We start from the raw sequence: 17,488 nt of genomic DNA, 5'->3' as shown, positions 1-17,488 counted from the left end.
ACACACGCTTAGTGCAGCTGGCGCCCGACCTCGTCGATCGCTTCATCGATCATCTTGTTCTGATCGGCAGCGCTGGTGCCACCCGCAATAACCTCGGCCGCGGCAGCCACGGCCGCAGAGGCGGCGCTGTCGCGCACGGCCCGGCTGGCTTTCGCCTCGGCCGATGCGATCTGATCCTCGGCCGCCGCAAGACGGCGGGTGATCGAGCGTTCGATCTCGGCTTTCGCCTGCTGTGCCGCCGTTTCAGCGTTCACACGGGCCTCGGTCACGATGCGGGCAGATTGCTCTTCCACTTCGCGGGCCTTGCGCTCGTAGGAGGCGAGAAGCGTTTGCGCCTCTTCGCGCAGCGCGCGGGCCTCGTCCAGTTCGGACCGGATGCCCTCGGCGCGCTGATCCAGCATGCCGCCCAACATCTTCGGCACGCCGAAGTAGAACAGGATCGCAAGGAACAACAGGAAGCCCAGAAGGACGACCCAATCGGTGTTGCCCAAGGACGGATCGAACAGACCGTGGGGGCTGTCATAGGCTTCTGCGGCAAGCGCGGGCGAGGCCGCGAGGGTGAGAAGGATGGTCAAATAACGCATGGTCTTACCCTCTCACTCGGTTCGCAACGGCGCTGGCGATGGCGGCGGCGTCCACATCCTTGCCCGGCCCGAGGGCGCGGACGATCTCGGTCGCGACATCACGGGCGACTTCTTCTGCCGTGGCCATGGCGCTTGCCTCGATCTCGGCGATGCGGGCTTCCCCTTCGGCGGCGCGGGCCGCGATCTGGGCGTCAGCCTTGTCGATCTCGACCTGCAAGGACGCCTGGATTTCCTCGCGGGTTTCCTGGGCGATCTTGGAGGCCTCTGCCCGGGCGTTGGCCAGCGCAGCGTTATAATTCTCTTCGGCTTCCGCGGCCTGACGCTTCAGGTCTTCGGCGGTGGCCAAGTCGTTGGTCAGCGTGCCCTGACGCTCGGCGATGACCGAGGAAATCCGCGGCAGCGCGATCTTGGCGAGGATGAAGTAGATCGCCAGAAGCGTAAGCACCAACCAGAAAACCTGATTGTCGAATGTCGCGATGTCCAGCTGCGGCATGCCAGCCGCATCGGTCGCACCGTGGTCCGTGCCGATGGCAACCTCAAGGCCGGCCTCAAGCCCGCCATGGGCGTCATCGCCGTGGCCTGCATTTTCGGCTTCGTCAGCCATGGTGTTCCTCCAACCGGATTTGGGGTTTTACGGTGGCGCGCTACCCGTGGATAGCGCGCCGAACGTAAGGATCGTCTATTCGCATTTTGGCCCCATCGGGGACCGGGGGTCTAGGTCTTAGACAGCGAACATCAGCAGCAGGGCGACGAGGAAGGCGAAGATGCCCAGTGCCTCGGCGAACGCGATGCCGATGAAGAGAGTTGCGGTCTGGCCAGCAGCCGCAGACGGGTTGCGCAGGGCGCCGGCGAGGAAGTTGCCAGCAACATGGCCCACACCGATAGCGGCGGCACCAGAACCGATGGCGGCCAGGCCGGCACCGATGAATTGACCCATTTGTGCGATATCGCCTTCCATGATGTATCTCCTTACGATTTTATTTTGGAAGTTGGTTCTCTCGGACCGGGCAGCGCGCCCGGTCTGAATTAGTGAGCGGGGTGAAGCGCGTCCTTCAAGTAAACGCACGTCAGGATTGTGAAAACGTAGGCCTGGATGGCCGACACGAGGACTTCAAGGCCGTAGATTGCGACCACGCCAATGATCGGCGCGATACCCGCAAGGCCAAGGGCACCCGCGAAACCGGCGAACACTTTCAGAACCGCGTGACCTGCCATGACGTTGCCTGCCAGACGAATGGAGTGGCTGACGGGGCGCACGAAGTAGGAAATCAGCTCGATGATGGCCAGGATCGGGCGCAGCACCAGCGGCGCTGAGGACACCCAGAAAAGACCAAGGAACCCGATGCCGTTCTTCACGAAGCCCAGGATCGTGACCGTCAAGAACACCGCCATGGCCAACACGGCCGTTACGGCGATGTGAGATGTCGTGGTGAAGCTGGTGGGGATCAGGCCCAGGAAGTTGGCGAAGAGGATGTAGAGGAATAGCGTGAAGATGTAGGGGAAGTAGGGCAGCGCGTCCTTGCCTGCCACGTCTTCCACCATCTGGCGCACGAAGCCGTAGGCCAGTTCCGCCATCGACTGGCTGCGCGACGGGATCACCGCCCGGCCGCGTGTGCCCCAGACCATCAGCGCGATGACGCAGAGGACCGACAGCGCCATCCAGAGCGTTGCATTGGTGATCGTGAACATGCCCACCGGGCCGTCACCAAACAGCGGCGACACCACGAACTGGTCCATCGGGTGGATCGCCAGACCGCCGGTGTAGTCGTCGAGGTAGGCGGCGATGAAGCCCAGAACGGCAAGGCCGATCAGAACAAAGGCGACCATGCGGCCTGCGCCGCCTTTTGCGTCCGTGTTGGTGCTTTCAGTCGCCATCCCGCGTCCCCGTTTCCTGTCCTGCGCCCGATTTCACGTCGGCGCGCGTCTTCTGTGCTTCGCGCTCCAGCGCGTCTCGCTGAAGTTCATTGGCCGAGCGGATCATCGTCTTGATCCCGGCAATGAGCCCCAAAATGACAAACACGACCATCAGCCACGGTGTGGTGCCCAACAGCGTGTCGAGCCCGTAGCCTATGCCGAAGCCAATGCCCAATCCGGCCACCAGCTCGATCACCATCCGCCACGCCAGTTGCGCTTGGGAGTGATGCTCTTCCGCCTTCGTGCGGTTTGGGTTGGCCCGGGACTTTGCCGCCGCGATCCGCGCTTCTAACGCGGCCATGCGGTCTTCGTCGCTTTGGGCCATCACCATCTCGCCTCCGGTGGGAAGGTTGCGCGGAAGCTAGGCCGGGTGAGCGGCAGAGTCAACGCGGGATGAAGCCCTTTAAGATGCTGTTATATATGGCTATTTTTCAGGGACCACCTCCAAGCGCCGCCCGATGCTGCACAACAGCATATTCAACCAAACGGTTGACGATTGCGCGTCGTGCCCCCTACTGGCCCCATGGCCCTGTCTTACAAACCCTCGCTCGACACGACTTTTGCGGCCCTGGCCGACCCGACGCGGCGGGCAATCCTGTCGATGCTGCTGGAGGATGACATGGCCGTCACCGATGTGGCCGAACCGTTCGAGATGTCGCTTGCCGCGATCTCCAAGCACCTGGGCGTGCTGACGGCGGCGGGCCTGATCACGCAGGAAAAGCGGGGCCGGGTGAAGTGGTGCAAGTTGGAGCCCGACGCGCTGAAGGTGGCTTCTGTCTGGATGCAGGGGTTTGGGCAATTCGAACCCGTCGACGTGGACGCGTTCGAACGCTGGCTCGGACAAGAGGGCCTGTCCGAGGTGGATGGTGTCGACGACGGGACCGCGCCCTAAGGCCGTACGACCCCGGTGGCGTCAGGCGATGCCCGCAAGGCGCAGGACGGCAAGGACGACAACAATGAGGCCGATGATAGTAAGTATTCCACGCATTGCGGACGCTCCTTTTGATACGATCTACTAGGACAACGAAGCTGAACACGCCCCGGTTCCCTGCGCGGGCGGATTGAATCCCGACGGGGCCGCCCCCTGGCCCGATTTGCGCCCTTTGACCTGCGTCCACGTCCGCGCGCTACAGAAAGGAACTTACCATGGCCCGCACCCTTGCCTTGTTGATGTCACTCGCAGCCGCCCCTGCCTTTGCGCAGGCCACCTGCGAGGCGCCCACCGGCCCGATCGAGACCTGCCTTGTGGGGGCCTGGGTCGGGTCCTCCACCATCCCCGATGCGCTGCAACGCGCGATGAATTCGATGCCCGACGCCGTGCGCGCCAATTTCAGCAGCATCGGTGCGCCGGTCGGCATGATCATCTACGACGACGGCTTCTTCGAGACGTTCCCCCTGGGCGTCGAGGGCGCGGCCCAGTTCCAGGACAGTGACGGGGATCTGACGACATTCGAGATGACCGGCCAGACCGTCACCACCGCAGGCTACATCAGCGCCATCGGCGGCACGCTGGACCTGTGCTACCTGCCCGGCGCACAAGGCAACCTGAACGGAGAGATGACAGTCACCACCGATGGCACCAGCACCACCGTGCCGCTGTTCGCCATACCGGAAAACACCTTCAACCCGGTGATCACCTATACCTGTATCGGGGACAACCTGGTGCAGAACGTGGCCCTGCCCGCGCCCATCGGCACCATCACCTACGATCTGATCCGTGTGCCGCTGGCGGCTTTCCCCTTCGCGCGCGGCGCGCCGGCGGAATGACTTAGGCCGCCTTCAGCACGGCACGGATATACTTGGCGGCACTGCGGCAATGGCTCGGCCCCGCCGCCTCGGCATAGCGCCCCCGGGTCCAACCTGTCCCGCCGGGCATCGCCCCGCCATAAAGCGTGGCGTCATCCGCCGCCGCGATCCACGCCCGCAACCGCGCCTGTTCGCGCGCCAGCCAATCGCGGGCCTCGGTCCACGAAAGATCCGCGTAGCGCGCCCTCAGGCCCGCATTATACGGCTTGAGCTGGTTCCACTTCACCCCGTGGTCCGGCATCTGCGCCGCCTCCCCCTCGTCCAGCCACTGGAAAAACAGCCCGACCCAATGGGCCCGGTGGCACAGGATATCGCGGACCGATGGGTCTTCGCCCTGGGGCGCACAGGCGATGTCTTCCGGCACCTTGTCCAGAAGCGCGCTCAGCTTGGCCCATTCGCGGTCGGTCACGGCCAGAAGGTCCTTGTGGGTGGTGGCAGCGGGCATGGCGGGTCTCCTTTCGGACACCCTACCCGACCGGGCGACGCCCGACCTTGATCCGCCTCAATCCTTGAGCAGCATCAAAAGCGCCGTGATCGTCAACGCAACACCCACCAGCACCAGGCCCGCCGGGACGGGCTGGCCCAGGGCGATCTCCCACAAGATCACCCACGACGGCGTCAAGTAGGTGTAGGCCATCACCTTGGACGACGGCAGCCTGAGCGAGGCGAACTGGATCAAAAACACCGTGGCCGCGCTGGCGAAAACGGCGGTGTAGGCGATCGCGATCCAGACCATGGGGCGCAAGCCTGCCCAATCAGCCGCCGCGATCTCACCCATCCCCCAGATCGTGATGACGCCCGCACAGGCGACCAGCGTCAGGAACGAGAACACCAACACCGGCTCGCCCCGGTTCAGCACCCGCACCAAGGGCGTGTAGAGTGCGTGGCCGATGCAGCCGACAAAGTAGATCGCCTCGCCGCGCCCCACCTCGAACGCCATCAACGCCGACAGGTCGGCGCGGAAAATCACCCAAGCCGCCCCAGCCGCCCCGATCGCCAAAGCCGCCGCAATGCGCGGGCTGACGACCTGGCGCAGCAACAGCCAGCCAAAAAACGCGCTCATCACCGGGGTCAGCGTGAACACAGCCGCGGCCGAGACCGGCGGCGCCGTCTTCAACCCCTCGAACATCAGCACGAAATAGAACGCGAAAATACCGCCCAGTACCAGATACCGCCACGGCGCGCCCAAAGCCGCGCGTGGCACGCCGCCGCGCGCGAAAACCACTGCCCCCATGATCAGGGCCGCAATCCCGAACCGCACCGCGTTCAGGGCCGTCGGGGCCAATTCGTCCGCCACCTGACCGCCAAGCGAGAACGACCCCGCCACCAGCGCCGAGAACACCAGCATCGCCAGATGTCCCCCGCGCGCCGAGCCGATGGCCGCCGTCACCACGAACGACGCTCCGACTTCATCTTGCCCAGAAAACTCCGGGGGAGGTCGCGCCCCCTGGGGCGCGGGCGGGGGCAGCGCCCCCTACCGACCTCGACCCCATGGGATCGCGTCACACCACATCCCAGGTCTTCACCTGCTCCTTGAGGTGACGCACGAACGTCTGAACCTTTGCGGTACGATGCAGGTCCATGTGCGTGACAAGCCAGATCTTTGCGGTCCAGTCCTCCAACGGGGGCAAGACCTCGACCAGATCGGCGGTGCGCTCCCGGTCCCAGGACGCTACGAAACCGATGCCGATGCCCGCCACGACCGCCTCTTTCGCGGCTGACATGGAGGACGCCCGGAAATAGATCGACGACGTGGGCACCGTGTCCGCCAGCCACTTGAAATAGGGGGCGCGGGGCGTCTCTTCGGTAGAGCCCACGAAACGATGATCGGCCAGGTTGTCCCCGGTCAGGACCCCGAAACGCTCCACATACCCTTTGCTGGCCACCAGCCGCAGGGTTTGGGTGAAGAAGGGCTGCACGATGTTGTCGGGCTGATCGGGCAATTTGCCCGCGCGGATCGCCACGTGGGCCTCGCCGTATTCCAACCGGAACAGACGTGTATCGCTTACCAGCCGCACCCTCAGGTCGGTGTGGCGTTCCTGGAATAGACCAATGGTGGGCACCAGAAGCGGCGAAAGCGCGTCAAGCGACGTCACGATCAACTCGCCCGTCACCTCATCGCCCCGGCCCTTGATCCGGCCCGCAAGCTGGGTGAACTGGTCGTCAGTCTGGCCGGCCACGGCCAGCAAGTCCTGGCCCGCCTCTGTCGCCGTGTACCCGCGCGCATGGCGTTGGAACAGCTTTGCACCAAGCCGCTGCTCCAGCGCGTCGATATGGCGGATCACCGTTGCGTGGTGCACGCCCAGGGCTTCGGCAGCGCCGGAAACGGTGCCGACTTTCGCAACCTGGAAAGCGGTGCGCACTTCATCCCAATTGTCCATCGGCTTTTTGTGCGCTCCATCACCAATTCCAGCGTTACGGCCACAATGCGTGCATGGCTCCGCAAAAGCAATGGGTCGCTGGTCTGTGCATTTACGCGCAGAACATTCGCAAAATCACAGATTGTGTGAACCAAAGTGAAGGTCCACATCGATTTCTATCGACTTCACTGACGCAACAGGATCCAACCCCCATGACCCATATTCTTCGCATCGACGCCTCCGCCCGCCGGGCGGGCTCTGTCTCCCGCGATCTGACGGACCAGATCATCACACAGATGGGCGCCGCCACTGTCACCACCCGTGACCTTGCCACAGGCATCCCGCTACTTGAGGAGGCGTGGATCGGTGCCAACTTCACGCCTGCCGACCAACGCACGCCCGAACAAGCCGCGACGCTGGCCTTGTCCGATACGCTGGTGGCCGAGATCAAGGCCGCTGACACGCTGGTGATCGGCGTGCCGATCTACAATTTCGGCGTCCCCGCCGCCCTGAAAGCCTGGGTGGATCAGGTCGCCCGCGCGGGCGTCACCTTCCAGTATTCCGAGACCGGGCCAAAGGGCCTGCTGGAAGGCAAACGCGCGGTGTTGGTCATTGCATCGGGCGGCACGGAATCGGGTTCTGACATCGATTTCGCCACCAACTACATGCGCCATGTGCTGGGGTTCATCGGCATCACCGCCATCGATGTCGTAACAGCCGACCGCCTGATGGTTGACGCAGACGCGGCGATGAAAACCGCCCAAGACCAAATCGGCGCGCTGGCGGCGTAGTCCACCCATGGCGGCGGCGCGGGGGACCTGTCGTTCCCCGCGCTTTGCGCTCTGCATCTCGTATGCTAGCGTCGAGGCCATGCGCATCTTCGCTCTCATCGCCCTCTGCCTCGCGACGCCGGCCAGCGCGCAGACCTGCACCTTGGAATTCACCATCGAGGTCACCCAGGGCGTGGGCTTGATCCGCCCGGGCACGGAACTGCCCGGATCGGCGGAATTCGTGACCAGCGGTCAGACGTTTCGGCAAGAAGGCGGCACGATGGCCCATTACGCGACCGGTCAGATGACCATCGGTGACGGGATCACCGGCGAGATCTGGACGCTTATCACCACCTCGCGCGGGTCGGCGGCCGATCTGGTGGGCGTCTATGCCCATGACGTCGAAGGCTTCTCTTTCGCGGGTCAGGATTTTGACGGCCCGATGGCCCTGACCCTGTTTGGCCCGCCCGGCACGCGCCCCACCGCGACGCCCCCGGTCATGCAGGTCGAATGGGACGAGATGAATCTGCGCCGTGCGTTCATGCTCCATGCCGATGGAGATATGCTGGCGGGCGATGTGATTGACCTGACGGTCGAGTGTATCTGAGGGTGCGTCCCCGAACCGGATGGACCGCCCGCAGACCCGATAGGCCGGGCGTCCGAATGATTGACTCCCCCCGCGTTTGCCCCTATCCCCCGCCACAATAGCCGGAAAGCCAAGCTTCCCGGTCCCGCGCGCGTTCGTAGGATCGCCCCCCGTCAGCGAGTTTCGCCCACGGGGGTTGTTTTGCATTTGACGCCCGCCTGGGACTTGGGGATTTGGCCGCAAAGCCCCACTTCATGGGTTTGACCGGATCGTAGAAAAGGGGCCGCGCCCATGTTTGAGAACCTCTCTGAACGCCTTTCCGGCGTCTTCGACCGCCTCACCAAGCAGGGTGCGTTGTCCGAGGATGACGTCCGCACCGCCCTGCGCGAAGTGCGCGTGGCCCTGCTGGAGGCCGATGTTTCCCTGCCCGTCGCGCGCAGCTTCATCAAGAACGTGGAGAAGAAGGCCACGGGCGCTGCTGTCACCAAGTCGATCACGCCCGGCCAACAGGTCGTCAAGATCGTCCATGACGAGCTGATCGCCACCCTGCGTGGTGAGGGCGACCCCGGCGCGTTGAAGATCGACAATCCCCCCGCGCCGATCCTGATGGTCGGCCTGCAAGGCTCGGGCAAGACGACGACGACGGCCAAGCTTGCGAAGCGGTTGAAAGAGCGTGAGGGCAAGAAGGTGTTGATGGCGTCGCTTGACACCAACCGCCCGGCGGCGATGGAGCAGTTGGCCATTCTGGGTATGCAGATCGGCGTTGACACCCTGCCGATTGTCCCCGGCGAGGACCCCGTGCAAATCGCCAAGCGCGCCAAGACGCAGGCCTCGCTGGCGGGCTACGATGTCTATATGCTCGACACGGCGGGCCGGTTGCACATCGACGCGGAACTGATCGCGCAGGCGGCGGCGGTACGCGACGTGGCCAACCCGCGTGAGACGCTTCTGGTCGTCGACGGTCTGACCGGTCAGGACGCGGTGAACGTCGCCACGGAATTCGACGACAAGATCGGCGTCACCGGCGTCGTGCTGACGCGGATGGACGGCGACGGGCGCGGCGGTGCGGCGCTGTCGATGCGCGAGATCACCGGCAAGCCGATCCGCTTCGTCGGCCTCGGCGAGAAGATGGACGCCATCGAAACGTTCGAGCCGGAACGCATCGCGGGCCGCATCCTTGGCATGGGCGACATCGTGGCGCTGGTCGAGAAGGCGCAGGAAACCCTGGAGGCCGAACAGGCCGAGCGCATGATGAAGCGCTTCCAGAAGGGTCAGTTCAACATGAACGACCTGAAGGGGCAGCTGGACCAGATGCAGAAGATGGGCGGCATGCAGGGCATGATGGGTATGATGCCCGGCATGGCCAAGATGTCGAAGCAGATCGAAGAGGCCGGTTTTGACGACAAGACCATCGTCCGTCAGATCGCCTTGATCCAGTCCATGACCAAACGCGAGCGCGCCAATCCCGCCCTGCTGCAGGCCTCGCGCAAGAAGCGCATCGCCAAGGGCGCGGGTCAAGAGGTGTCTGACCTCAACAAGCTGCTGAAGATGCACCGCCAGATGGCGGACGCGATGAAGAAGATGGGCAAGATGGGCAAGAAAGGCCTGATGCGCGGCGGCCTCGGCGCGCTCATGGGCAAGGGTGGCGGCATGCCTGCGGGCATGGGCGACATGGGCGGCATGGACGCACGCGCGCTGGAGAAGGCGGCCAAGCAGATGGGCGCAGGCGGCGGTTTGCCGGGCCTGGGCGGCCCCGGTGGTTTGGGCGGCGACCTGAGCGGGCTGGGCAAGAAGAAGTGACAGCCGTGCACCTGCACATATCAACCCAATCCACAGGGTTATCCGCAGCACCATGCGTGGACTATTGCACTTTGGCGATATCTGTCGAGGTGCGGCCATGACCCTTCACCTTGTGGATAACTTCACGCTCACGACCGAGCGTCTGACCCTGTGCCCTGCCGTGGCGGCGGACCTTGTCGACTATCGCCGTTTCTACGCCGTATCCGACGTGTTGGTCGGGAACTATCGCGGCGGACGCAGCGACGCCGAGGTGGCGGGCATCCTTGACCGCAATATCACCCATTGGGCGAACAAGGGTTTCGGGGTATTCTCCGTGCGTCGGACCGGCGACGGCGCCTTCGTGGGTGGCGCGGGCCTCGCGCACCCCGATGATTGGCCAAGCCACGAATTGACCTGGTGGCTGATGCCCGACGCACGCGGGACCGGCTACGCGACCGAGGCGAGCCGCGCGATCATCGAGTGGGCCTACACGGTGCTTGGCTGGCCGCGGGTCGAGACCCACATGCGCGATGGCAACTCGGCAGCCCACGCGCTTGCCAAACGCCTCGGCGGTACGCTTGACCGGCGCGTGGTCTTCCCCGATGGCGTCACGCGCGACGTCTATCTTCTGCCCCGGCAGGTGTCGGCATGATGATGATCCCCACCCTCCTGTCCGAGCGCCTGACGCTCCGCGCGCCCTCCCTCGGGGATTTCGAGGCCATCGCCGCCTTCCGCGCGTCGGACCGCGCGGCCTTCGTCGGCGGCCCCTCGACCGAGGCGCAAAGCTGGCAATACCTTGCCGCGATGATCGGCCATTGGCACCTGCGCGGCTATGGCCGCTGGATCGTGGCCGAGACCGGGAATGAAGACGTGGCCCTTGGCATTGTCGGCCCGCTCTGCCCCGTCGACTGGCCCGAGCCCGAGATCGCGTGGACGATGTTCGAGGCCGGCGAAGGCGAGGGATACGCCTACGAGGCGACCCTGCTGGCGCGCGATTTCGCCTACCAGACGCTGGACTGGACGACCGCCGCAAGCTTCGTGAACGCTGCGAATAGCCGCTCCATCGCGCTGGCCGAAAAGCTTGGTTGCCACCGCGAAGGGTCGTTTGAACACGGTGTCTTTGGGACCATGGACATCTGGCGCCACCCCTCCCCCGAGGAGGTGCTGGCATGATCCCCGTGTTGCACACAGAGCGGCTGACCCTGCGCGGCCCCGAGGCAGCGGACTGGCCCGCTTTCCGCGATTACTTCGCAAGCGAGCGGGCTGCCTACACCGGCGGGCCGAAGGACGAAAAACAGGCGTGGATGGTCTTCGCCGCCGAGTTCGGCCACTGGGCCCTGCATGGCTTCGGCATGTGGACGGTGACGCTGGAGGGTACGCCGATAGGGCTTGTCGGCTGCTGGTATCCGGCGGGCTGGCCCGAGAAGGAAATCGGCTGGCTGATCTGGGACGGATATGAGGGCAAGGGCTACGCGTTCGAGGCGGCGCGCGCCGTCCGCATGCAATGCTATGGCCCGCTCGGATGGTCCACCGCCGTCAGCTACATCCACCGCGACAACGCCCGCTCCATCGCGCTGGCCGAGCGTCTTGGCTGCACCCGCGATGCGGAAGCACTCCACCCCAACCCCGATGCGCTGGTCTTCCGGCACCCGGCCCCGGCGGAGGTCGCGGCATGACAACGCTCACCACAGATCGCCTGACCCTGCGCCCCGTCAGCGCCGCCGATTGGCCCCTCTATGAGCGTTGGCACGGCGACGATGCCAGCAAGGCGTGGGACGCGTTCACCGGCGACATCGGCCACTGGGTCGTGAAGGGCTTCGGCTGGTTCATCGCCCGCAAAGGCGACACGGCGGTGGGCAATGTCGCCGTGCATTACCGCCCCGAACACGCCGATCTGGAACTGGCATGGAACACCTATGACGGCCACCGCGGCGCGGGCTACGCGCCCGAGGCCGCGCGCGCCGTACGCGACTGGGCGATTGCCCATGTGCATGCGCCCCGCCTTGTCAGCTACATCACCCGAACCAACACCGCGTCCCAGCGCGTGGCCCAGAAGCTGGGGGCCGTGCCTACGGGCCAAGCCGCAGCTCATAGTGCCACCTGCGACGTCTGGGACCACCTATGGAGAGCATCATGACCCAAGACACCGCCGCCCGCGCGGCCGAGATCTTGCGCGGCCACCGCGAAAGCATCGACCGCCTTGATGCGATCCTGATCTACACCCTGGGTGAGCGGTTCAAGCACACCCAAGCGGTCGGCCGCCTCAAGGCCGAACACGACCTTCCCCCGTCCGATCCGTCGCGTGAAGCGACCCAGATCGCGCGGTTAGAAGATTTGGCAAACCGGGCCGATCTGGACCCGGAATTCGCCAAAAAACTCCTGCGCTTCGTCATCGATGAAGTCATTCGACACCACGAACAACACCAATCCTGAGGGCCAGAGCCCGATCAAATTCACTAGGAGAAACTACACAATGGCCATGAAAATTCGTCTCGCCCGCGGCGGCTCCAAGAAGCGTCCGTTCTACCGCATCGTCGCCTCCGACAGCCGCATGCCCCGCGACGGCCGCTTCATCGAGAAGCTCGGCACCTACAACCCCCTTCTGCCCAAGGACAGCGAAGAGCGCGTGAAAATGGACATGGAGCGCGTGCAGCATTGGCTGGACCAGGGCGCACAGCCCACCGACCGCGTGAGCCGCTTCCTGGAAGCCGCTGGCGTCACGCCCAAGAAAGAGCGCGCCAACATGAAGAAAGCGCAGCCCGGCAAGAAAGCCGTCGAGCGTGCCGAAGAGAAAGCCGCCAAGGCAGCCGCCGCCGCTGAGGCCGCCGCCGCCCCGGCAGAGGCCCCGGCAGAAGAGCCTGCAGCAGCCGAAGAAGCCGCCGCAGAAGAGTAAGCCCACGTGCTGGGGCTTCTTGGCCTTGGCGTCACCATCGGGCTGGTCCTGATGGTGGCCTCCGGGCGAAAGACGATCCGCTGGCTGGGGGCGGGGCTTTGCGCCCTGTCCCTGCCGGCCCTTATCGGCATGACTGTCGTCCTGCGCCTCTCATCTCGTCCGCCCCCTTTGCCAGAGGTCCGCGGCCCCCAGACCCATACCGTCACCTGACACCGGAGGTTCCCATGGCCAATCCCGACCACGTTTGTGTTGGCGCGATCTCCGGATCGTTTGGTGTGCGCGGCGAAGTGCGCCTGAAAAGCTTCTGCGCCGAGCCGTCTGACATCGCCTCCTACGGCCCCCTCTCGACCGAGGATGGCGCGGCCTCCTATACCGTCGAACTGACGCGCCCGGTGAAATCCGGCTATGCGGCGATGCTGTCGGGCGTGAAAACCAAGGAAGACGCCGACGCCCTGCGCGGCGTTCGGCTTTACGCCCCCCGCGCGGCCCTGCCGTCACTTCCCGATGATGAATTCTACCACGCCGACCTTGTCGGCCTTACGGTCCTCGACACCGGCGGTGAGATCCTGGGCAAGATCGCCTCGGTGGCCAATCACGGCGCAGGCGACATCATCGAGATCAGCGGACCGGGCCTTGGCTCTGGCCTCCTGGTCCCCTTCACGCTGGCCGCCGTTCCCACCGTGGACCTCGCCGCGGGCCGGGCAATCGTCGACATGCCCGAGGGGCTGATCGGCGGCGAAAAACCGGACACGCCCAGCACCCCGCCACTGGGCCAGGACTTCGACTAGGGCACACCCAGTCTCCACGGGGGTCCCTTTCATCTTGCCTGAAAACTCTGGGGGTCCAAGGGGGTAAAACCCCCTTGCTCTGGCGACGCCGCAGGCGGCGCAATCCCTCACGCCAACCGCTCACGCCAATCCCTCACGTCAACCGCTCAGGCCAACCGCTTACGCCTACCGTTTAGGCCCGAATGCGCCAGCCGGTCTTGAAGATCCAGCCGATCACCAAGATGCAGGTCCCCGTGAAGCCCAGGATCGCCACGATGGACCACCCCAGTGCCACGTCGGCCACCCCGAAGAAGCTCCACCGAAACCCCGAGATCAGGTAGACCACCGGGTTGAACAGCGTCACCGTTTGCCAGGATTCAGGCAGCATCGAGATGGAGTAGAACGCCCCCCCAAGGAACACGAGGGGCGTGACGGCCAGCAGCGGGATCAGCTGCAACTGCTCGAAATTCTGCGCCCAGATGCCGATGATGAAGCCAAACAGGCTGAAGCTCAGGCAGGTGAGGACAAGGAACGTCAGCATCCACAGGGGATGCATGATCTGCAAATCCACAAAGAAGAACGCGGTGCCGAGGATGATCAACCCGATCGTGAAACTCTTGGTCGCCGCCGCCAGCACGTAGCCCGCCGTGATCTCCAGAAAGCTCGCGGGCGCGGACAGCAGCTCGTAGATCGTGCCGATGAACTTGGGGAAGTAGATGCCGAAGCTGGCGTTGGAAATCGACTGGGTCAACACCGTTAGCATGATCAGGCCCGGCACGATGAACGCGCCATAGCTGACGCCTTCGACCTGGTCGATGCGCGACCCGATCGCCGTGCCGAACACGATGAAGTAAAGTGACGTGGACAGGACCGGCGAGACGATGGATTGCGCCAGCGTGCGGAACGTGCGCGCCATCTCGAAGACGTAGATGGACCGAATGGCTTGAAGGTTCATGCGCCCTCTCCTTCCTTGACGAGGCCCACGAAGATTTCCTCCAGGCTGCTCTGCTTGGTTTCCACGTCGGACACGTGCAAGCCCTCGGCCTGCAAGGCGGTCAGAAGCCGGACGATCCCGGTGCGCTCTGCGCGCGTGTCATAGCGGTAGATCAGGCGGGTGCCGCCCGGCTCCAGCTCCAGATCGAAGCTGGTCAGCGCCGCGGGAACGGTATCGACGGCATCGGTCAGATCAAGGCGCAATTCCTTCTGGCCCATCCGCGCCATCAGGTCGCCCTTCTCTTCCACCAGCAGGATACGGCCCTTGTTGATCACGCCAACCCGGTCGGCCATCGCCTCGGCCTCTTCGATGTAATGGGTTGTCAGGATGATCGTGACGCCGCTGTCGCTGAGGTCGCGCACGATTTCCCACATGTCGCGGCGCAATTCCACGTCGACACCTGCCGTCGGCTCATCCAGGAACAGCACGCGCGGCTCGTGGGACAGCGCCTTTGCGATCAGCACCCGCCGTTTCATGCCGCCCGACAGCGTACGGATCGCGTCGTCCTTCTTGTCCCACAAAGACAGCTGCCGCAGGATTTTTTCCAGATAGGCATCGTCGCGCGGCTTCCCGAACAACCCGCGCGAAAAACGGACCGTGTTGATCACCTTTTCAAACGGCTCCAGATTGATCTCTTGTGGCACGAGGCCAATCAGCTTGCGCGCCTCGCGGTAGTTTTCCTGCGTGTCGTGCCCCCCCACGGACACCGTGCCAGATGTGGGTTGCACGATCCCGCAGATCGTTGAAATCAGGGTGGTTTTCCCCGCACCATTGGGGCCGAGCAGGGCCAGGATCTCGCCCTCGTTGATCTCCAGCGACACCGCATCCAGCGCCGTGAAGCCGCCGTCGTAGGTCTTGGTCAGGCGATCAACTGATAGGATGGATGTCATGGGAGGCCTCCTTGCGCGAGCGAGCAATCTAGGGCGCTACACCGCGTGCCACAAGGTGCACCTATGCGATACATCTGCGCGCAAACGCACGGACTGCGGGTTTCTCTCCGTTTGGCGTCCAGCCCCCGGGGCTTACACAGACAGCCTCACTTGCCTCTGCATAGGAATTTCAGAATGCTTTTCGTTTATGCCGCCGTCGGCGCCGTCGTTTCCGTCATCACCCTGCTTGTCATGCGCGCCATGAAGGCCAGAGACGAGAAGTAATTGATCGCCCCCGCCCGCCCGCGTAGACGGGCGGGATGACACACCCTCCTGCCAAACCCCCCCCCTCCAGATCTCATGGACGGCTGTCCCAATCGGCCAGCCTGAAACCGCGCGAGTTGATGACCGACCGCCCCCGCCTTGCCAAAGCCTGGTGCGCCAAGGTCATCACGCTTTTCCCGGAGACGTTCCCCGGCGTCCTTGGCGCGTCCCTGACGGGCAAGGCCCTGCAAAAGGGCCTGTGGGCCTTGGAGACGGTGGATTTGCGCACCTTTGGTGTCGGCAAGCATCGGCAGGTGGACGACACCCCCGCCGGCGGCGGCGCGGGTCTGGTCCTGAAGCCCGACGTCATGGCGCGCGCGCTGGATATGGCCGGGGCTGGCACGCCTGCGGATCGGGCCGAGTGGCCGATTGTCTATTTGACGCCACGCGGCAAACCCTTCACCCAAGCCGATGCCGAGCGGTTCGCGGGATGCAAAGGCATGACGCTGGTCTGCGGCCGCTTCGAAGGCCTCGACCAACGGGTGATTGACCACTACGGCATGGAAGAAATCTGCGTCGGTGACGCCGTGCTCACGGGCGGAGAGATCGCCGCGCAACTGGTCCTCGACGCCACCACCCGCCTGATCCCCGGCGTGTTGGGCAATGCGGAGTCGACACAAGAAGAGAGCTTCTCCGACGGCCTGCTCGAACACCCCCAATACACCAAGCCTGCCAACTGGCGCGGGCATGAGATCCCACCGGTGTTGCTGTCAGGTGACCACGGGAAAGTCGCGGCGTGGCGGAAAGAACAGGCCGAGGCGCTGACCCAGGCGCGGCGACCGGATTTATGGGCGGCACACACACCAAGTGCTGAAACGGATCAGTAAGTGCAGTGCGGGACTTTTTTCTTGGCTCTACCGTCGCACTCACCTGATGCGGCAGTCTGTGCGCCTCGAAAATGATAGCAATTGGAAAAGCACTATCAACGACTATGGGGAAGTTCTCTGGGTTCTGGGAATCGTAGTGTTAGAAATCCGGGCCACAGAGGACATCAAAAAGCGCGCATTTTGGCAGACGTCGTTCACAATGTTCCCGCCAATATAGCAGCTAGGAGGCCCAATAATGAAATCAAAGTTACGATGATGGAAATTGCACAACGACACGGCGCAGAGGGCTACTTTGAACGGCTATTCAAAACGGCAGAGTCCAAGTGAGGCAGACCTAGGGCCAAATGCCCTGTGCGGCGCCAGACTCCCATGCCTTAACCCCTTGCCCCACACCCCCACCGCGCTTATACGCGGCCTGTTCGCGGTTGGAATCAGCCTGTGGACCTTGGTGCTATGGGTGATCCGCGAAGTTTCGGCGCGGGCGATAGCCTCGGCACCACCCAACGAATGAAGCATGCGCCACCTCTGGCGGGCATCTGTCGCGAGACACATGGACCCGGTCGAAAATCAGAGCTCTAGGGCAGACGAAAAATCAAGCGGTCAAACCGCGATACATAAGGAGCGTTTCAGATGAACCTGATCGCAGAACTGGAAGCCGAGCAAGTCGCAGCGCTCGGCCACGACATTCCGGATTTCAAGGCGGGCGACACCGTTCGCGTCGGCTTCCGGGTGACGGAAGGCACACGTACCCGTGTGCAGAACTACGAAGGCGTCTGCATCGCGCGCAAGAACGGCCACGGCATCGCCGGGTCCTTCACCGTGCGCAAGATCTCCTTCGGTGAGGGCGTGGAGCGTGTGTTCCCCCTGCATTCCACCAACATCGACAGCATCACCGTTGTCCGCCGTGGCCGTGTGCGTCGCGCCAAGCTGTACTACCTGCGCACCCGTCGCGGTAAGTCTGCGCGTATCGCCGAGGACACCACCTACAAGCCGCGCAAAAGCGCATCTGCATAAG

At 64.1% G+C, this 17,488-nt stretch carries 25 protein-coding genes; 15 read left to right on the top strand and 10 right to left on the bottom strand.

Features of this window, described 5'->3' with window-relative positions; genetic code table 11:
- Nucleotides 1-8: 8 nt before the first annotated feature.
- The 5 genes from KUL25_RS19025 to KUL25_RS19005 form a co-directional block, all read right to left on the bottom strand.
- Nucleotides 9-584, bottom strand: a complete 576-nt coding sequence (locus KUL25_RS19025; protein WP_257894335.1) for a F0F1 ATP synthase subunit B — start codon at nt 582-584, stop codon at nt 9-11.
- A 4-nt stretch (nt 585-588) separates the two neighbouring features.
- On the bottom strand, nt 589-1,188 hold the full coding sequence (locus KUL25_RS19020) for a F0F1 ATP synthase subunit B' (RefSeq protein ID WP_257894334.1): 600 nt from the start codon (nt 1,186-1,188) through the stop codon (nt 589-591).
- Nucleotides 1,189-1,305: 117 nt separating this feature from the next.
- On the bottom strand, nt 1,306-1,542 hold the full coding sequence (locus KUL25_RS19015; protein ID WP_011453893.1) for a F0F1 ATP synthase subunit C: 237 nt from the start codon (nt 1,540-1,542) through the stop codon (nt 1,306-1,308).
- A 68-nt stretch (nt 1,543-1,610) separates the two neighbouring features.
- On the bottom strand, nt 1,611-2,459 hold the full coding sequence (locus tag KUL25_RS19010; protein WP_257894333.1) for a F0F1 ATP synthase subunit A: 849 nt from the start codon (nt 2,457-2,459) through the stop codon (nt 1,611-1,613).
- On the bottom strand, nt 2,449-2,823 hold the full coding sequence (locus KUL25_RS19005; protein ID WP_257894332.1) for an AtpZ/AtpI family protein: 375 nt from the start codon (nt 2,821-2,823) through the stop codon (nt 2,449-2,451). The genes KUL25_RS19010 and KUL25_RS19005 overlap by 11 nt, the downstream gene beginning before the upstream one ends.
- A gap of 198 nt (nt 2,824-3,021) precedes the next feature.
- On the opposite strand from KUL25_RS19005, the gene KUL25_RS19000 reads away from it, so the two are divergent.
- On the top strand, nt 3,022-3,390 hold the full coding sequence (locus tag KUL25_RS19000; protein WP_257894331.1) for an ArsR/SmtB family transcription factor: 369 nt from the start codon (nt 3,022-3,024) through the stop codon (nt 3,388-3,390).
- 254 nt (nt 3,391-3,644) lie between these two features.
- On the top strand, nt 3,645-4,265 hold the full coding sequence (locus tag KUL25_RS18995; protein ID WP_257894330.1) for a hypothetical protein: 621 nt from the start codon (nt 3,645-3,647) through the stop codon (nt 4,263-4,265).
- Between the two features lies 1 nt (nt 4,266).
- On the opposite strand, the gene KUL25_RS18990 is transcribed toward KUL25_RS18995, so the two are convergent.
- The 3 genes from KUL25_RS18990 to KUL25_RS18980 all read right to left on the bottom strand — a co-directional run bounded on the left by KUL25_RS18990 (nt 4,267) and on the right by KUL25_RS18980 (nt 6,685).
- Entirely contained in the window at nt 4,267-4,749 is a 483-nt protein-coding gene (locus tag KUL25_RS18990; protein WP_257894329.1) for a ClbS/DfsB family four-helix bundle protein, read from the bottom strand.
- Nucleotides 4,750-4,806: 57 nt separating this feature from the next.
- On the bottom strand, nt 4,807-5,652 hold the full coding sequence (locus KUL25_RS18985) for a DMT family transporter (RefSeq protein ID WP_257894901.1): 846 nt from the start codon (nt 5,650-5,652) through the stop codon (nt 4,807-4,809).
- A 154-nt stretch (nt 5,653-5,806) separates the two neighbouring features.
- Nucleotides 5,807-6,685: a LysR family transcriptional regulator gene (locus KUL25_RS18980; RefSeq protein WP_257894328.1), complete on the bottom strand. Its 879-nt coding sequence runs from the start codon at nt 6,683-6,685 to the stop codon at nt 5,807-5,809.
- 191 nt (nt 6,686-6,876) lie between these two features.
- Between KUL25_RS18980 and KUL25_RS18975 the strand changes: the two genes are divergently transcribed.
- The 11 genes from KUL25_RS18975 to rimM all read left to right on the top strand — a co-directional run bounded on the left by KUL25_RS18975 (nt 6,877) and on the right by rimM (nt 13,480).
- Entirely contained in the window at nt 6,877-7,455 is a 579-nt protein-coding gene (locus KUL25_RS18975) for an FMN-dependent NADH-azoreductase (protein WP_257894327.1), read from the top strand.
- A gap of 79 nt (nt 7,456-7,534) precedes the next feature.
- Entirely contained in the window at nt 7,535-8,041 is a 507-nt protein-coding gene (locus KUL25_RS18970; RefSeq protein ID WP_257894326.1) for a hypothetical protein, read from the top strand.
- Nucleotides 8,042-8,311: 270 nt separating this feature from the next.
- Nucleotides 8,312-9,820: a signal recognition particle protein gene (ffh, locus tag KUL25_RS18965; protein ID WP_068364022.1), complete on the top strand. Its 1,509-nt coding sequence runs from the start codon at nt 8,312-8,314 to the stop codon at nt 9,818-9,820.
- A 97-nt stretch (nt 9,821-9,917) separates the two neighbouring features.
- Nucleotides 9,918-10,451, top strand: a complete 534-nt coding sequence (locus KUL25_RS18960; protein ID WP_257894325.1) for a GNAT family N-acetyltransferase — start codon at nt 9,918-9,920, stop codon at nt 10,449-10,451.
- Nucleotides 10,448-10,972, top strand: coding sequence for a GNAT family N-acetyltransferase (locus KUL25_RS18955; RefSeq protein WP_257894324.1), 525 nt, complete (start codon nt 10,448-10,450; stop codon nt 10,970-10,972). The genes KUL25_RS18960 and KUL25_RS18955 overlap by 4 nt, the downstream gene beginning before the upstream one ends.
- Entirely contained in the window at nt 10,969-11,475 is a 507-nt protein-coding gene (locus tag KUL25_RS18950; protein WP_257894323.1) for a GNAT family N-acetyltransferase, read from the top strand. The genes KUL25_RS18955 and KUL25_RS18950 overlap by 4 nt, the downstream gene beginning before the upstream one ends.
- Nucleotides 11,472-11,936: a GNAT family N-acetyltransferase gene (locus tag KUL25_RS18945; protein ID WP_257894322.1), complete on the top strand. Its 465-nt coding sequence runs from the start codon at nt 11,472-11,474 to the stop codon at nt 11,934-11,936. The genes KUL25_RS18950 and KUL25_RS18945 overlap by 4 nt, the downstream gene beginning before the upstream one ends.
- Complete coding sequence (locus tag KUL25_RS18940) at nt 11,933-12,232, top strand: chorismate mutase (protein ID WP_257894321.1); 300 nt, start codon at nt 11,933-11,935, stop codon at nt 12,230-12,232. The genes KUL25_RS18945 and KUL25_RS18940 overlap by 4 nt, the downstream gene beginning before the upstream one ends.
- 40 nt (nt 12,233-12,272) lie before the next feature.
- Nucleotides 12,273-12,692 carry a 30S ribosomal protein S16 gene (gene rpsP, locus KUL25_RS18935; RefSeq protein WP_257894320.1) on the top strand — a complete coding sequence of 140 codons (420 nt, stop codon included), beginning with the start codon at nt 12,273-12,275 and terminating at the stop codon, nt 12,690-12,692.
- Between the two features lie 6 nt (nt 12,693-12,698).
- Complete coding sequence (locus KUL25_RS18930; protein ID WP_257894319.1) at nt 12,699-12,902, top strand: hypothetical protein; 204 nt, start codon at nt 12,699-12,701, stop codon at nt 12,900-12,902.
- 14 nt (nt 12,903-12,916) lie between these two features.
- Nucleotides 12,917-13,480 (top strand): ribosome maturation factor RimM, encoded by a 564-nt coding sequence (rimM, locus tag KUL25_RS18925; protein WP_257894318.1) that lies wholly within the window; start codon nt 12,917-12,919, stop codon nt 13,478-13,480.
- 172 nt (nt 13,481-13,652) lie between these two features.
- Here the strand turns inward: rimM and KUL25_RS18920 are convergent, their stop codons facing one another.
- Together KUL25_RS18920 and KUL25_RS18915 are read right to left on the bottom strand one after the other, a co-directional pair.
- On the bottom strand, nt 13,653-14,414 hold the full coding sequence (locus KUL25_RS18920) for an ABC transporter permease (RefSeq protein ID WP_068364006.1): 762 nt from the start codon (nt 14,412-14,414) through the stop codon (nt 13,653-13,655).
- A complete protein-coding gene (locus KUL25_RS18915) occupies nt 14,411-15,343 on the bottom strand; it encodes an ABC transporter ATP-binding protein (protein WP_257894317.1) in 933 nt (310 codons plus the stop codon). Before KUL25_RS18915 ends, KUL25_RS18920 begins: the two co-directional genes overlap by 4 nt.
- A 299-nt stretch (nt 15,344-15,642) precedes the next feature.
- On the opposite strand from KUL25_RS18915, the gene trmD reads away from it, so the two are divergent.
- Together trmD and rplS are read left to right on the top strand one after the other, a co-directional pair.
- Complete coding sequence (gene trmD, locus KUL25_RS18910) at nt 15,643-16,473, top strand: tRNA (guanosine(37)-N1)-methyltransferase TrmD (RefSeq protein WP_257894316.1); 831 nt, start codon at nt 15,643-15,645, stop codon at nt 16,471-16,473.
- Between the two features lie 630 nt (nt 16,474-17,103).
- Entirely contained in the window at nt 17,104-17,487 is a 384-nt protein-coding gene (gene rplS, locus KUL25_RS18905; RefSeq protein ID WP_257894315.1) for a 50S ribosomal protein L19, read from the top strand.
- Nucleotide 17,488 lies beyond the last annotated feature (1 nt).

This window comes from Gymnodinialimonas phycosphaerae, from assembly GCF_019195455.1.
Lineage (GTDB): Bacteria > Pseudomonadota > Alphaproteobacteria > Rhodobacterales > Rhodobacteraceae > Gymnodinialimonas > Gymnodinialimonas phycosphaerae.
Note: the sequence above shows the minus strand (reverse complement) of the source record. Positions and strands in the feature narration are given on the sequence as shown.